This window comes from Alteromonas marina (assembly GCF_000808575.1).
Classification (GTDB): Bacteria; Pseudomonadota; Gammaproteobacteria; order Enterobacterales; family Alteromonadaceae; genus Alteromonas; species Alteromonas marina_A.
This window is the reverse complement of record NZ_JWLW01000065.1, coordinates 39,952-54,101: the sequence shown is the minus strand read 5'-3', so window position 1 is coordinate 54,101 and position 14,150 is coordinate 39,952. Positions and strand designations below refer to the sequence as shown.

The 14,150-nt window shown below is 43.7% G+C and carries 14 protein-coding genes; 11 read left to right on the top strand and 3 right to left on the bottom strand.

The window, feature by feature from the left end; all coding sequences use genetic code 11:
- Positions 1 to 45 precede the first annotated feature (45 nt).
- Positions 46 to 1,353: a short-chain fatty acid transporter gene (locus RJ41_RS15325; protein ID WP_039222720.1), complete on the top strand. Its 1,308-nt coding sequence runs from the start codon at positions 46 to 48 to the stop codon at positions 1,351 to 1,353.
- A gap of 97 nt (positions 1,354 to 1,450) precedes the next feature.
- Here RJ41_RS15325 and RJ41_RS15320 read toward each other — a convergent pair whose 3' ends face one another.
- Positions 1,451 to 2,962 carry an ATP-binding cassette domain-containing protein gene (locus tag RJ41_RS15320; RefSeq protein ID WP_039222717.1) on the bottom strand — a complete coding sequence of 504 codons (1,512 nt, stop codon included), beginning with the start codon at positions 2,960 to 2,962 and terminating at the stop codon, positions 1,451 to 1,453.
- Between the two features lie 207 nt (positions 2,963 to 3,169).
- On the opposite strand from RJ41_RS15320, the gene RJ41_RS15315 reads away from it, so the two are divergent.
- The 3 genes from RJ41_RS15315 to RJ41_RS15305 all read left to right on the top strand — a co-directional run bounded on the left by RJ41_RS15315 (position 3,170) and on the right by RJ41_RS15305 (position 5,001).
- On the top strand, positions 3,170 to 3,826 hold the full coding sequence (locus RJ41_RS15315) for a hypothetical protein (RefSeq protein WP_039222714.1): 657 nt from the start codon (positions 3,170 to 3,172) through the stop codon (positions 3,824 to 3,826).
- Between the two features lie 88 nt (positions 3,827 to 3,914).
- Positions 3,915 to 4,403: a GNAT family N-acetyltransferase gene (locus RJ41_RS15310; protein WP_084081918.1), complete on the top strand. Its 489-nt coding sequence runs from the start codon at positions 3,915 to 3,917 to the stop codon at positions 4,401 to 4,403.
- 85 nt (positions 4,404 to 4,488) lie between these two features.
- The gene (locus tag RJ41_RS15305; protein ID WP_167334074.1) at positions 4,489 to 5,001 is read left to right on the top strand and encodes a M23 family metallopeptidase; all 513 of its coding nucleotides are present in this window, start codon (positions 4,489 to 4,491) and stop codon (positions 4,999 to 5,001) included.
- 106 nt (positions 5,002 to 5,107) lie between these two features.
- Here RJ41_RS15305 and RJ41_RS15300 read toward each other — a convergent pair whose 3' ends face one another.
- A complete protein-coding gene (locus tag RJ41_RS15300; protein WP_039222707.1) occupies positions 5,108 to 5,719 on the bottom strand; it encodes a chalcone isomerase family protein in 612 nt (203 codons plus the stop codon).
- A 135-nt stretch (positions 5,720 to 5,854) separates the two neighbouring features.
- Between RJ41_RS15300 and RJ41_RS15295 the strand changes: the two genes are divergently transcribed.
- The 6 genes from RJ41_RS15295 (at position 5,855) to RJ41_RS15270 (ending at position 10,004) form a co-directional block, all read left to right on the top strand.
- Positions 5,855 to 6,583: a hypothetical protein gene (locus RJ41_RS15295; RefSeq protein WP_240485806.1), complete on the top strand. Its 729-nt coding sequence runs from the start codon at positions 5,855 to 5,857 to the stop codon at positions 6,581 to 6,583.
- A 74-nt stretch (positions 6,584 to 6,657) separates the two neighbouring features.
- Positions 6,658 to 7,032 (top strand): VOC family protein, encoded by a 375-nt coding sequence (locus RJ41_RS15290; RefSeq protein WP_039222702.1) that lies wholly within the window; start codon positions 6,658 to 6,660, stop codon positions 7,030 to 7,032.
- A complete protein-coding gene (locus RJ41_RS15285) occupies positions 7,029 to 7,448 on the top strand; it encodes a GNAT family N-acetyltransferase (protein ID WP_039222699.1) in 420 nt (139 codons plus the stop codon). The genes RJ41_RS15290 and RJ41_RS15285 overlap by 4 nt, the downstream gene beginning before the upstream one ends.
- Positions 7,449 to 7,833: 385 nt before the next feature.
- Positions 7,834 to 8,499 carry a FlgO family outer membrane protein gene (locus RJ41_RS15280; protein ID WP_039222696.1) on the top strand — a complete coding sequence of 222 codons (666 nt, stop codon included), beginning with the start codon at positions 7,834 to 7,836 and terminating at the stop codon, positions 8,497 to 8,499.
- A gap of 4 nt (positions 8,500 to 8,503) precedes the next feature.
- Positions 8,504 to 9,268, top strand: a complete 765-nt coding sequence (locus RJ41_RS15275; protein WP_039222693.1) for a FlgO family outer membrane protein — start codon at positions 8,504 to 8,506, stop codon at positions 9,266 to 9,268.
- 10 nt (positions 9,269 to 9,278) lie between these two features.
- Positions 9,279 to 10,004, top strand: a complete 726-nt coding sequence (locus tag RJ41_RS15270; protein WP_039222691.1) for a FlgO family outer membrane protein — start codon at positions 9,279 to 9,281, stop codon at positions 10,002 to 10,004.
- Positions 10,005 to 10,130: 126 nt separating this feature from the next.
- Here the strand turns inward: RJ41_RS15270 and mnmC are convergent, their stop codons facing one another.
- A complete protein-coding gene (gene mnmC / locus RJ41_RS15265; RefSeq protein WP_039222688.1) occupies positions 10,131 to 12,191 on the bottom strand; it encodes a bifunctional tRNA (5-methylaminomethyl-2-thiouridine)(34)-methyltransferase MnmC2/FAD-dependent 5-carboxymethylaminomethyl-2-thiouridine(34) oxidoreductase MnmC1 in 2,061 nt (686 codons plus the stop codon).
- Positions 12,192 to 12,458: 267 nt separating this feature from the next.
- Here mnmC and RJ41_RS15260 point away from each other — a divergent pair, with 267 nt between their 5' ends.
- The gene (locus tag RJ41_RS15260; RefSeq protein WP_039222685.1) at positions 12,459 to 14,024 is read left to right on the top strand and encodes an AMP-binding protein; all 1,566 of its coding nucleotides are present in this window, start codon (positions 12,459 to 12,461) and stop codon (positions 14,022 to 14,024) included.
- Positions 14,025 to 14,150 lie beyond the last annotated feature (126 nt).

Below are 14,150 nucleotides of genomic sequence, written 5' to 3'. Positions count from 1 at the left end.
ACGCGTTAATATGCAACAAGTTTTTAACATGTTGTGAGAGCGTTAATGCTAAATCGAGCATCAAAACCCTTCGTAAAACTCGTCGAAAGATATCTTCCCGATCCTTATATTTTCGTTTTATTACTTACCCTAATTACGCTCGCTTTTGCGGTGGTCATTCAAGACCAAACTCCACTTACCACAATTCAACAGTGGGGAGACGGATTTTGGGGGCTGCTCACATTTTCAATGCAAATGTTTTTGGTGCTAGTCACAGGGTTTATGCTGGCATGCACGCCGTTAGTAAAAGCCTTACTTGAAAGGCTGGCGAGCTTAGCGAAAAGCCCTGGGAGTGCCATTGTGCTGGTCACCTTGGTGTCGCTTATCGCAAGCTGGATAAACTGGGGCTTCGGTCTTGTTGTAGGCGCGTTGTTCGCTAAAGCCTTAGCAAGAAAAGTGTCGGTTGATTATCGGTTATTGGTGGCAAGCGCGTACTCAGGCTTTATTGTATGGCATGGTGGTTTAGCGGGCTCTGTGCCCTTAACTATTGCGACGCCGGGTCATTTTTCAGAAGCACAGATTGGCGTAGTTGGCACTGGCGAGACTATTTTCAGTGGGTTTAACTTGCTGTTATTGGCAATCATGTTCGTGATTATACCTCTTGTTAATCGTTTAATGTTACCGACTGAATCTGAAAGCATTATTGTCGATAGCGCCAAGCTAAAAGATGACGCTTTCCCTTCGGCAACAAGCGAACGGCCCGCCGACAAACTTGAAAACAGCAAGGTGCTTGGGTTACTCGTAGGCTTTGCAGGGCTTGCTTATCTCATCAACTACTTTGTTTCAGGGGGCGGGCTTAATCTCAATATCGTTAATACGCTATTTCTCTTTCTCGCTATTGTCCTTCACGGTACACCACGCAATGTACTGCACAGCCTGCAGCAAGCCGTTCAGGGCGGTAGTGGTATTGTTATACAGTTCCCATTTTACGCGGGGATCATGGCGGTAATGGTTCAATCAGGATTGGCACAAACCATGTCAGAGTGGCTGATTAGCTTTGCATCTGCAGAGTCATTGCCAGTATGGAGTTTTATTAGCGCAGGCATTGTTAATATTTTTGTGCCATCGGGGGGAGGTCAGTGGGCAGTGCAAGCCCCAGTAATCTTGCCTGCTGCCGCAGAACTTGGTGCCGAAATAAATAGAGTTGCAATGGCGGTAGCGTGGGGTGATGCGTGGACTAATTTGATTCAGCCATTTTGGGCGCTACCCGTACTTGCCATAGCTGGCCTGAAAGCCAAAGACATTATGGGCTTTTGCTTGGTTCAGCTTATCGTAACCGGTGTCATTATTTCCTTGGTATTGCGGTTTGTGTGAGGCAAATAACTTCCAGCGTTAAGGCGAGTTGTCTAACAGGCAAGTGCCGCACCTTTTTAGCGAAGACCTGAAAAGCCAAGTTTTTCAACATATACCCTTAAACATTATAGTCTTTCATATTTAACGTATTGTGAATGCTAGGAATGCGTTCTTCTGCATGGTGATTTACATACAGCAGTGTACTTGTGCCTGCTTTAGCCAATATATCAATAAGCTTAAGCGCTTTTTGGCGGTTGAAGTCGTCTAAACCATTGCAAGGTTCATCCAAAATAAGCACGGCGGGGTGCTTAACCATAGAACGTGCAATAAGTACTAATCGCTGGTCACCAAAAGATAGTGACTGAAACGGCGTGTTCTTTTTCTGTTTCAGACCTAGTACTTCAAGCCACTGCTCTGCCACCATGCGCTCCGCTTGCGTGGGGCGGGTGTACAGACCAATACTGTCGTGAAAGCCTGAAATGATAACGTGCTCAACACTTGCATTCACTTTGTACTGCATATGGAGCGCATTTGACATAATTCCAATGTGCTTTTTAATGTCCCATATGCTCTCGCCTGTGCCACGTTTTATGCCAAACATTGTTAAATCGTTGGTATAACAATGGGAATTATCACCGGTAAACATTTGAAGTAAACAGGTTTTGCCTGACCCATTAGGGCCAGTGATCTGCCAATGCTCATTTTTGTTAAGTGTAAAGTTAAGCTTTTCAAATACGGTTCGCTCATCGAAGCGCACGAACCCATCTTTAAGCTGAATTAAGGTATGAGGTAGTGAATCTAACTCACTGTTTTGAACATTGCGGTTGGGGTCATCGCCGTGTTTGTTTTTAGCGTTAAGGGCTGAGGGAACATCGATATCATCAGACTCTAGTGCAAACCAGGTGCTTAATTCTGAGCGCAAATCGTCATAGTTAAGTTTATCTTCAGATTCCCACGTAATAGCCAAGTCATCCATGACAATCAACTGGGCTTGCATATTCTTGGGAATATCTGCGAGCTTGTTGGCGGTAAGCACTAAAGAAGCCTGCTGCTGAGAAACAAGAAAGCGACTAAATGCATTTATAGCTTCAACATCTAAACCTTCGAAGGGTTCATCAAGCAAAATAATAGAGGCATTACTTAGCCATGCCAACATGATAATAATTTTGCGGGTTTCACCTGTTGAAAGTGAAAGAAACGCATTATCTAGCAGATGCTCAATTCTAAGCGCAGAGACGAGTTCGTCGTAATAAGGGTGGTATTGATAATCCTCATTAGTCTGTGCGAATAGTTCGCGAACCTGTGTTGGCTCAGCTATTACGTCTAAAATATCCGCACTGTCTTTTTGTTTTTCCTCTTCAATTATCGCTTGCTGTTTAAAAACCGAAACCTCTGCAACAACCGAACTACATTCACGACTACCGCTTGCTACCTTCCCACTACCGGCAAGCGCGGAAATTAAGAGTGATTTCCCGCTACCGTTTCTGCCTGCAATAAGGAAGTGCGACGGCGCACTTTCAGTACAGAGCGCTAGTGAAAATGCAGGAGTAATGTATTGATTAGAAAGCTTTATTTGAAATTCAGAAAGGTACAGCATTAATGATCGCGAGTGAATATAAAGTAGAACCATTGTGAAGTTTTCTGATTACCTGTCAATGGTGTTATTCCTCAGTAGAGCTAATTAGCCAACTGTGCCTTTCGAAAATGGTGCTCTATGTCTCATCACGATTATCGTGGGAACCTTGATGTAATCTACACCTCTTAGTATTTGTATTAAAAACCAACAGCTTCAAATTTAATACTTATTGCCCCAATAGATTAGCTAAGAGAACAAGGAATGATTACGTTTAAAAAAGGATTTACACTAATCTGTGTAGCACTCATTTATTTTATTATTTCGGTTTTAATACACGAGCTAGGGCACGGAATAGCAGGGAAAATATTAGCGATGGGGCAGTTAGTCATTGCTGTTTGGCCTGGCTTCGAAATTTTTCCGGAAATTGGGGCGCTGAATAATATAAAGCATTGGCCCGGCAGTGCGGTAGCAGTTGTTAGTTTCATTCCAGAGGTAAAATCTTTAAGTGTTGATATTCACCGCGAATTTAACTCTTATATTATAAAGCCTATCCTAAACATACAGCATAGCAGCGTTTTATACGACCAAAATCGTGTGGCGGTCGTGCTTTTGATGGGAAGTGGTACAACTTACTTAATCTCTTTGCTATGTATCATTTTCCTTTGGCTTTGCAGCCCTGTGGGTATCCTGAGAAAAGTGTGTGTCTTCGGCGCTTTTATGTTTTATGACCTGCTATGCTACTCAATTTTCCCAGTCTTTTTTGACCTTCGCCACTTAATATTTATCGGTGGGAAGCTGCCTGAGCCTGTTATCGCTCTTGCACAATTGGGAATGCCTTCAGAAATTTCAGTAACGTTAGTTGTGATTGTGTGTTGTACTCAAACGTATTTTATAAAGCGATTGCTGAGTAAAGAGTAAACAGATTGTTTAGAAAGGGATATCGAGTGGAAGAAGTAGTCATTGTTACAGGGTCGTTTATTGATTTAGCGGGTGGGAAGTAAAGCGCGTGATAACACTCAGAGATTTTAAAATGAGCGATGTAGGTAGACTGGTAGATATTTTGAATCAACCGTCGGTCACGCAATTTCTATCGACAAAAATTCCCAGCCCTTATACAAAAGAAGATGCCACATGGTGGATTCAAGAGGGGAGCAAAGAGGGTTTTATAAGAGCTGTAGAGTACGACGGCGAGTTAGTAGGGTGTATTGGTGTTAACCCAGGAAACTTTGAATATGAAAGAGCCGGAGAGGTCGGGTACTGGCTTTGTTCATCACATTGGCGAAAAGGGATTATGCGTGACGCGCTGCGCCAAATTATCGCCCTTACTTTCTCAAACACAATTATAGAGCGCATTTTTGCCTGCGTATTTTCATCCAATCTTGCTTCGCAAAAGCTGCTGTTAGATGCAGGGTTTAGGCAAGAAGCGATATTGCAACGCGCCATTTTTAAAAATGGACGGTTTTACGATAGCCATATTTTTGCCATCTTGAGATAGCTAAAAGGTAATTCCCCAATAAAAGTGTTTTTCTGTGTCTGACAAAACAACCTTCATAAGATGCATTCTATAAAAAGGAATTTTTGTGAAAAAAACGGTTATATCAATTCTACTCGTTTTCCTGGTAATCGTTTGCGCGGGGCTATTAGTGCCAGAAAAACTCGTAATTCCAGTAGAGGGGGCATCCTCTAACGACTGGAATCACAATACGTTTTGGTATGAGCCATGGGGCAGCTCTGGTGTACACAAGGGGATAGACATCTTTGGGGCAAAAGGTACGCCTGTTCAATCCGCTACCGCAGGTTATGTTATCTACACAGGCGAATTGGGAAAAGGAGGGAACGTTGTCGCGGTTCTTGGCCCCAAATGGCGCGTACATTATTACGCTCATTTGCAAGAAGTTACTGTAGAGGAGGGGGCTTGGTTATCTCAAAAAGAAAAAGTGGGAACCCTTGGCGATACTGGCAATGCCAAAGGTAAGCAGCCTCATGTTCATTATTCGATACTTTCTCTTATTCCTTTGCCATGGAAAGTAACGTCTGAACCTCAAGGTTGGAAAAAAATGTTTTTTCTTAATCCTCACGAAAAGTTGCTGTAGGCGCAAATGCAAGGATGAGAGCTTTTTTAGGAAAATACATACTTCATATTGATGATATCGCAGGAACGAGCGGCCAAAGCAACACTGGCCGCGTTTGCCTAACACGTCAATTTGCCAAGATGTTTTGTATCAAGTCTTCTGTATCTACAATTGGGTCTTTGCCAAACCATATGGACCACAAGGCGTTAGCCAACGCTTTGTTTTCAGTTTCGACAACTAAGTTATTATTGAAAAACACACTAAGCTTATCTGAAGGAAGTCTAGATATTGTTAAGGTCGAATGTTTTTTTACTTCATCTTGAAATCCAGAGGATAGTCTCTCAATATCCTTTTTAATTGTATTTAGGTCAGCATCGACGTTATTTTGCTCAATGCCTTGCATAAGGGCTTCTTCTATTTGCTCTCGTGATACATCTCTCAGGAATTCTAGTTCGATGCGCTGTTGTGTATTTGCATTTAAGATGAACGTGATAAGCGAATCTTTAGTGGGAAAGTCACCTTTAGGCTTTACCATAAAGTGGCTAAGTCTGTAGACGTTAAAGAAAAAGCGTTTTTTAATTGTTGTACCGCTCAATGAAAGGCCATCGGCGGTTTTTATTACAGCGTTTTCCAGTGAATCGTCATAGGTATATGACGAATCAGTCGCGGCAATGACCGATAAAGAAAAGCAAGACATGACTAAAAAACTAAAGACGCGGCTAAAAACTACTTGCGACAAAACTGTTCCTCTGAAAAAGCTGTTGAAATAGGTAACAAGGGGAATACTGATATCGTTAATTACAATTAACGACTACTTACGATCAATTTCGATACTTTCTCAGTACGAAGATAAATGACAAAAATAGAGCATCTCTTGAAGTTTATACGTTTTCTTCTTTTCGTTCCCCTTATTACTACTTTAAGTAAACAAAGTCATGCAGATTACCTGCAAGGTTGTGATGATCCCGAGTATCTAGAGTATATCGATCAGCGTTTTACGTATCTTGATTCAAGGAATCGTCGATTGCTTAATGATACGTTGCAAGATTATCAACTGAGTTTATCTAACCACAGCAATCCATATAAGGTGCTTAATGTTTTAAGCCGGCACATAAAATATAGCGCGCAGTTTGAGCCTATTGAGATTGCAGAATTCAAGATAGAGCGCGCATTCGACGTTGCGAACAAAATGAGCATTGAACAACAAATTGCGGGCGACGTTTACGATGGCTTTAGCAGTGAAAACCACTCCGTAGATATCGCAAGAGCATGGATTGCCTACCGAAAAGGCGACCTAAAGAAGGCATTTAACGCCCTTCATAATTCAATAAATGATATAGATTCTGCATTTCTTAGCGCTTTTGGCCCAGACTTTGATTTGGTGCGTCAACTTTATAATGATGGTTATGTTGAACCAGTTGTCGCGTATATTAAAAAAACCGAATTGTTTTGGATTGGCAAGCGGCCTAACACACTACGCAGTGCGTGGCTTAATATGATTAAGGCCGGCTGTAAAATACAATTCGACTCTATCGATACAATAAAAGCTAAGCAATTAGGGCTTACCGTGATTGACGTTCAAAAAGCGCTTGGTTTCGATTAACAGGTATGTTTGCTTTTATCGCCATCTAGCCACGATTTAAATTTAAAGCAGCGAAATGCGAGGGATCTCAAGATATGGACGTCATAGATATTAAGACTTTTATTCCAAGCAAAAACTACGACATTTCTAAAGCATTTTATTCTGAGATTGGATTTAATGCAGAATACGTAAATGAAGACCTAACACTGTTTGAAAATGGTGATTGTCTATTCTTTCTTCAGCGCTTCTATAATCCTGAATTGGCGAATAACTTTATGCTACAAATATGTGTAGCAGACATTCAGAACGCTTTTGATTTGTGCTCGCGCTCGTTACATAAAACGAAAATTTCACCAATTGAGCAACAACATTGGGGAAGTGTTTTCTATCTATGGGGCCCGTCGGGCGAGCTTCTTCACATTACTGCATTAGGTAGCTTTTGCGAAAATGAGGGGAGGAATGACGAATGATGCATACCAATTACACCGTTAATGAAAGTCCTCCGTCAGCTGAAGACTTTGCCAGTTTAAGAAAATTGATTGGATGGACTAACCCGTGTTTATCGGTTGTTCAAAAAAGTATTGATGCCTCGTTGTTATGGGCAACAATTTACCTCGACAACAACCTTGTAGGCTGTGGTCGGGTGATTGGCGATGGCGCAATGTATTTTTATGTTCAAGACGTCATTATTCATCCAGAACATCAGAATAAAGGCTTGGGATCGAAAATAATGAACACGTTGATTGCACATTTGGAGTCTTGCTGCGCACCTGGCGCAACGATTGGTTTGTTGGCTGCGCACGGTAAAGAGAGTTTTTATCTTAAATTCGGGTTTGAACCTCGTGATGGTGAAAGTTTAGGTTTAGGAATGTGCAGGTTTATTTAGCTAATTGGTCATTAACGCGGCATGAGAGTCCAAGGAGTCCTCAAGTTTTTTAGTCACCTGGTATTATGATAATTGCCTATTAATTATCGGCAGCTTTCTGTCCTAAGGCGGCAATTCCCCTCCGCTTTTTATGAATTGGATGGCGATGGATATTATATTCCTTCAGCACTGAAAGACTATATCCCCCCTGAAATTAGCCGCCTTATCTAACACGTTTAAAAGTAGCGTTCTCAACGCGACTTGTAGCCTCTCTTTGGTGTGAATTTTGCAAAAGCCTGCTTAAAGACACTGAAAATGTCGGTTTGCGTAGTAGCTGATCACTGTTTTTCGATGAGTTTTTGCTTCTTTCCGATAGAAATTTGACGTTTTTCACTGGACACGTGTAATGAAAAGTATGACAAAACCTGTCTCTCACGCTTTGCTGACAGAAAATGGTCGCTTGAACGCGAAAGCCTTGGCATATACCGCGCTTATATTGGGCTTACTCTCTGGTTGCTCTTCATCTGAGGAACCTAAGAGTCAATTTGCGCAAACCGATGCCAGCGACGTATCGGCATTGGGGAATGTGGAATACCATACCTATATGTTAGCGAACGAACTTTTTGCTGATGTGGGTCCAGCACGTCAGTCTCGCTATGCGGTAGTTGGCTTTGTACCTGCCGATACTATGAAATACAGTGCTAATCATCAACATCCGCTAATGTTGTTGGGCCATCAGCTTGAACAGGGAATGATTACTGAGGCCACGAAAAGAGGCTTTACTACTCAAGAATTTAAGCTTTCGAACGATATAATTGTTAGTGACGAAAGCGACAGAGTATTAACCCGCGATATCGACCAGCTTTCCAACATTGAGCGCGTCGATTTTTATATTACCGGCACCATGGTGTATCAAGAGTCTGGTGCGGTGGTTAACGCTCGAATTATCAACGCTAGAAATAAAAACATTGTCGCTGCAGCAACACGCTTTTTCCCTGCCGAACTGTTTTGGCGCGAAGAACAAGTAACCACCAGAAACGGCAAGTTATACAGAACTGAAGGTACGAGGTAACCCCATGAAAAGACGAAATCAATACGCGGCGCTTTCGCTTTGTGCTTCACTGCTAAGCATTAGCGGGTGCTCTATGATGATGGGGGAAGAAGAGGTAGCCGAACAAGCGCCTCAGCGCCCGGCCATGAATGTGATTGATATTACTGCCGCCGACCGTGCTCCTGCTAAGCCCATTGAAAATAACGGTGATAATCAGTCTCAAGGAATGGACGCGTATGGGGCAATTGGGCAACCTCCGTTATACTCAAGCGTTCAGGGTGCCTATAAAGGTCGCCCACTGACCAAACATATTGGCGACTATGTTAAGAACATGGCGCAAGACTTAATTTCCAATATGGAATACGTCAATAATAAAACGCCAATCGGTGTAACCCATTTCGCATTGCTAGATACTGACTTACAAAAAACGGATTTGCTAGGTCGTCAGATGGCGGAATCTTTTGTTCACGAACTGCATAAATTCCGCGTACCCGTTATCGACTTCAAAGCCACCGAGTATATTCGCATTACTGACGATGGCGATTTTGTATTAAGCCGAGACTATTTGGAATTGAGCAGCAGCCTTCCTATAGAATACGTACTTACCGGAACCATGACCAAGCACCAAGGTGGCGTGTTAGTTAATGCCCGTATTTTAGGCATGGAGTCGCGCGCGGTGGTGGCAACTGCGCAAATGTTAGTGCCGTTCTACGTAGTAGATGCACTTATTCCAAGTGACGGTAGCCAGCAAAACGGTATGCGCGATGGCGTTAAGCTAAGTCGCGGCTAGGAGTTTCAGCATGGTGTTTACAAAGAAGCTTGTGTCAAGCAGTTGGGCAGCCGTTGGCGTAATGCTAAGTGTATGTATGACAGGGTGTACTAGCACACAATCTATTGGCTCATTTTGGTTAGGTGAAGACGGTGAAATTACGCATCACGCCGAGCCAGTGCCTGTACCAAGCCGCTCAGGGCTGGAGTACACACCAGATTCTCGCGATAGACAATATCAACAGCACGTGGAAGTCGCCCCCGGCTATAAAGACCCATTACACCATGGCTATTCACCTTCACAGACGCACAAGCGCTTAAATGATTACGCCTCGCAACTTGCGATGGAGTTAATGGACAATGCAACCCGTCTTACGCAGCAAGATATGGTGGGTGTGGCGAGTTTTGTGAGGCTTAATCAGTCGTTGAGCGACAGCACCGTGTTAGGCAATCAGCTTTCAGAGTATCTAATAGCCGAGCTACAAGACTTTGGGTTAGCGGTTGTCGACTTTAAGCTTGCAGGTGGCATTACCGTAACGCCAATTGGCGATTTCGTACTTACTCGAGATGGTACTGCACTCGCTAAACAGGTTGAGATGGACCATGTTGTAACTGGCACCATCATTGAAGATGACAGAGGCGTCCGCGTAAACGCCCGTATCGTGTCGCTGGAAAATAAACAAGTGGTAGCAAGCGCTAACGTATACATTCCCGCTTTTATCGTGATGGATTTAAATAAAATGGCTAGCGTAAACTAGCCATTTACTTCCATTGTGCTCTGTTTTTTCAAAGCGAACTCATTTCATGTTCGCTTTAAAACCTCTAAATATCCGATCTATTGTGTTTAAGGCAAAGGAGAATTTTCACAAAAACCTCTCCGTTTATTAACCCTGATTTCTAATCGCTTCGCGAGTCATAAAGCGGCTTGTGTTTACAGCATTAAGCAGTTCATTGCTTAAAGGTAGCGGCTCCTTACATAGACTGCTCACCAAGACCTCTGCCATTAAAGGCGCTGTGGTTAACCCTCGTGACCCTAAGCAAGTAAGGGTGGAAACTACGCTGCTTGGCAACACTGGCGCGCTAGTCAACGGTTTGCCCACGCCTAGCATAGTGTAGTGCTCTTTTAATGAGTCAAAATTATGTAGTGCACCGACAACAGGCTGGTGGTCGGGTGAACCTAAACGCGTAGCGGCTCTGGCTTTACCGTCATGTTGTAATGCTTGCACGATGTCGGTACTTGCCAGCGCCTGTTCGTGTGTGGCGAGGTTCATTTCAGTTTCATCGCCTCGTACATCGGTACTTAAGTCGTTTTTAACGTAGGTTGAACCTAACGCGTGCCGACCTTCGAATACAGGTGTCATATAGCCTTTGTGACACAACACAGTGTTAAGCTGTTCAATTGGCATTTGGGTGGGAATAGCTTCAACCTGGCCGCGAACAGGGCGAAGGGACAGGCTGTTAAAATCGCTAGCGTTTACCGCACCTGCACCAAGGGCAAGGATAAGGTGATCGGCAGTAATAACTTCTTCACTCTCAGCGCTATCGAAATTAAAACGAATCTGCACCCGCTGCTTTGTTGTCTCAACTGCCTCATGAGACACATAGGTATGATTGGGTTTCAACTCGAGTTTGCCACTTTGAAGTGCTTCTTCAATCATGGCAGTAACTAGCTGCCGAGGAGAAAGCCATCCGCCCAAGCCAATGTATAAGCCAGAGTAGGGAAGAGCTAGGTTAGCGATATCGCTCACTTCTTTGCTGTCCACGGGTTTAATCAAAGCTTCAGGCCATACGTCGGCTGCTGCCAGTTTATTTTGACGTTCTGCTACCTTGTCGTTAAAGCTTAATTGAATAACACCACAGAAATCATGGGCAACGTCGGCTAGGCCACAGGCTTTTGCATGTTCAATAGTGTGGTCGTAGGCTTGTCTAGCATACAAAAAACTATGCGCTTGAATGCGGCTGGCAATACTTGCTTCGCTATGAAGCTGCGGGTAAAAACCGCCTTGCGGGTTGCCAGAAGCGCCGCTTGCAAGGGTGTCACCATCGAAATACAAAGTAGTGCTAATGCCGCGTTTTACTAAAGCCAGGCATGCCGTAGCTGCTGCAAGGCCGGAGCCTACTACTGCGACTTTGCTTGTTTTATCTAAACTGTCGTTCGCGTACCTATAATAGGGGCCAGCAGGTAGGCGAAGTTTATGCTGCACATTCTCATTGTCTTGGTCAAAAACGCCGGTCAACATGTCGCGCTTACGGCCAAAACCGTTGCGTTTTTTAATGGTAAAACCCACACCAGCTAGCCCTCGCTTTACGATACCTGCGGCGGTAAAGGTTCCAAATGTTGTACCTGTTTTTGACAAGCGAGCCATTTGGCTAAACAGTGCATCGGTCCACATATCAGGGTTTTTGCTTGGTGCAAAACCATCTAAAAACCAGGCATCGATGAGGCCATTTACAGGAGAATGCCATTGAGGCAAAAGCTCGTGTACATCACCAATCCACAAGTCGAGTGTGGTTGAATGGTTATCAAAATGAAGGCGATGACAACCTTCAAGTCCCATGGGGTAAAGTGAAGCGAGTGCTTCCGCTTCGTCTTTAAGAGCAGGAAAAGCTTCTAGCGCACGCTGCATATCCTGTTGAGGCAGTGGAAACTTTTCCGTGGTAATAAAATACAGGCGCTTTAACGGATGATCAGGGTTCGCTGCTCTAAATTCGTTAAAGGCACGCATGGCGACCAAAAAGTTCAGCCCAGTTCCAAAACCTGTTTCGGCGATGACAAAAGTAGGGTTGGGCCACTGTTGCCAGCGTTCAGCAAGGTCGTTGCCTGCAACAAAAACGTGTTGGGTTTCATCAATTCCGCTGTCGTTAGAAAAATAAACGTCGTTAAAATGGTCGGCGACAGGCGTACCGCTCTCATTAAAATGAACCTGTGCATGCTTAGATTTCACTGTTTATTTTTCTCCTGTGGTTTTGGCTGAGCGATAACAACGCATCAGCCCGTTTTCTTGTTATTTAAATCTGTAACAGTTGGTGGCGTATTCTACCTGCCACCACTTTGTTTTTCTGCATAAGTTTACATTTGAGCAGGGCCTGCATTTTCCCATTGCATACGTAAATAGCAATGTATCAATAATAACAATGCGTTTATTTAAACCTCGTTGTAAAAATTTTGTTAATTTTATTGTTGCATATTGCGAATAGTACAGGGGGAAGATATGGCAGGCGTGTTTCATCAATGCGGCAAAAGTATTTACAGACGCAGTAGAGGCGATATGGATGACCGTGCACGTATTATAGCACATGCACTTGCTGAACATGGTGTGTGCGATAACGATGTGGTCGCTATTTTTATGCGAAACCACGTCGATATATTTGAAATAGTAGAGGCATGCCGATATGTGGGTTCGCGCTATGTTCTGCTTAATTGGCACAGCCCCGTTGCCGAACTTTTGCCTATTTTAGACGACTGTGGCGCTAAAGTGCTATTCGCTCATCGCGATTTATTAAAGGGTGAGAATGTCCACGAAACGTTATTACGAGTTCCCACCTTGTCTGCGATATACACGATTAAAACGCCAGAAAGCATTTTAGAGCGCTATCATCTTACAGGTGATTCTGAATTGGCTACGGAACCGAAAATCGGGGAGCGGTATCTTTGCCTTGATACGCTATTAGCTGCCCCAAACGCAAAGCGCCACAATGAACCGCCAAAACGCTTTAAGGGCATGTTTCCCTACACATCTGGCAGTACCGGAAAACCTAAAGGTATTAAGCGAGATGTAGACCTAACGCGGCCAGACCCTTATTTAATATTTAAAGGGCTGTCTGAAGCGTTAATGCAGCTATCAATAGGTGATCGCTTTTTTGTCTCGGCACCGCTTTATCACAGTGCACCACATGCGCTTACGCTCTGCTGTTTAGCAGCGGGTAATATTGATGTATACATTGAGCCTCAATTCGACCCCGAACGCTTTTTACAAGACATAGAGCGGTTTAAGCTGACTCACGCCTATATTGTTCCTACCATGATGGTGAGGCTACTTAAACTGCCCGAGTCGATAAGAAGCAAATACGACACTTCAAGCTTGCGATTTGCCTTATCAACCGGGTCCGCACTGCCAAGCGATGTGAAAGAAGCAATGATTAACTGGTTTGGTCCAATTTTCTATGAATCTTATGGTGCTAGTGAATTAGGCTTTATGACCCTAATTTCATCTCAAGAAGCATTAGATAAGCCAAATTCTGTGGGTAAGCCCATTCCCGGTGCCGCGATTAAAATACTGAGCGACGATAAAGAGGAGTGCAAAGTAGGTGGTGTTGGCGTTATATTTGCGCACCTTTCCATGTTCGCGCCATTCAAATATACCAATACTACGGGCTCGCAAAGCGACTTACATGTTGGTGAATTCACGACATTAGGTGATATGGGTTATGTGGACGAAGATGGCTACTTATATATTTGCGATAGAAAAAAAGACATGATCATCTCAGGTGGCGCCAATATATTTCCTGCTGAAATAGAAAGCGTCATCATCGAAATGCCTGAGGTTGCAGACTGCGCGGTATTCGGTGTGCCTGATGCTGAGTATGGCGAGAAAGTCGTGGTGGCTGTTCAATGCTCACCCGACAACGCGCTGTCGATTGATGCGCTACACGGGTATTTAGATGGCAAACTGGCGCGGTTCAAGTGGCCTAAAATGTTGCAAATACTCGATACTCTGCCCAGAGAAGATACGGGTAAAATATTTAAGAACAAACTTAGAGCTCACTTTGGTCAATAAAAGAAACCGCTAAAGCTATTTTGAAGGTTTTGTGAAGGTATAAATTAACGCTGGTCATGACCCTGTGCATTCGTGCTACATTGGAATTATTCCGAATAAGAAAGCTTAGACGAAGACGGCAAAAAC

Bases quoted from the DNA above. Each gene is read 5' to 3' on its own strand.
- RJ41_RS15325 (WP_039222720.1), top strand. From the start codon at position 46: ATGCTAAATCGAGCATCAAAACCCTTCGTAAAACTCGTCGAAAGATAT.
- RJ41_RS15320 (WP_039222717.1), bottom strand. From the start codon at position 2,962: ATGGTTCTACTTTATATTCACTCGCGATCATTAATGCTGTACCTTTCT.
- RJ41_RS15315 (WP_039222714.1), top strand. From the start codon at position 3,170: ATGATTACGTTTAAAAAAGGATTTACACTAATCTGTGTAGCACTCATT.
- RJ41_RS15290 (WP_039222702.1), top strand. From the start codon at position 6,658: ATGGACGTCATAGATATTAAGACTTTTATTCCAAGCAAAAACTACGAC.
- RJ41_RS15285 (WP_039222699.1), top strand. From the start codon at position 7,029: ATGATGCATACCAATTACACCGTTAATGAAAGTCCTCCGTCAGCTGAA.
- RJ41_RS15280 (WP_039222696.1), top strand. From the start codon at position 7,834: ATGAAAAGTATGACAAAACCTGTCTCTCACGCTTTGCTGACAGAAAAT.
- RJ41_RS15275 (WP_039222693.1), top strand. From the start codon at position 8,504: ATGAAAAGACGAAATCAATACGCGGCGCTTTCGCTTTGTGCTTCACTG.
- RJ41_RS15270 (WP_039222691.1), top strand. From the start codon at position 9,279: ATGGTGTTTACAAAGAAGCTTGTGTCAAGCAGTTGGGCAGCCGTTGGC.
- RJ41_RS15260 (WP_039222685.1), top strand. From the start codon at position 12,459: ATGGCAGGCGTGTTTCATCAATGCGGCAAAAGTATTTACAGACGCAGT.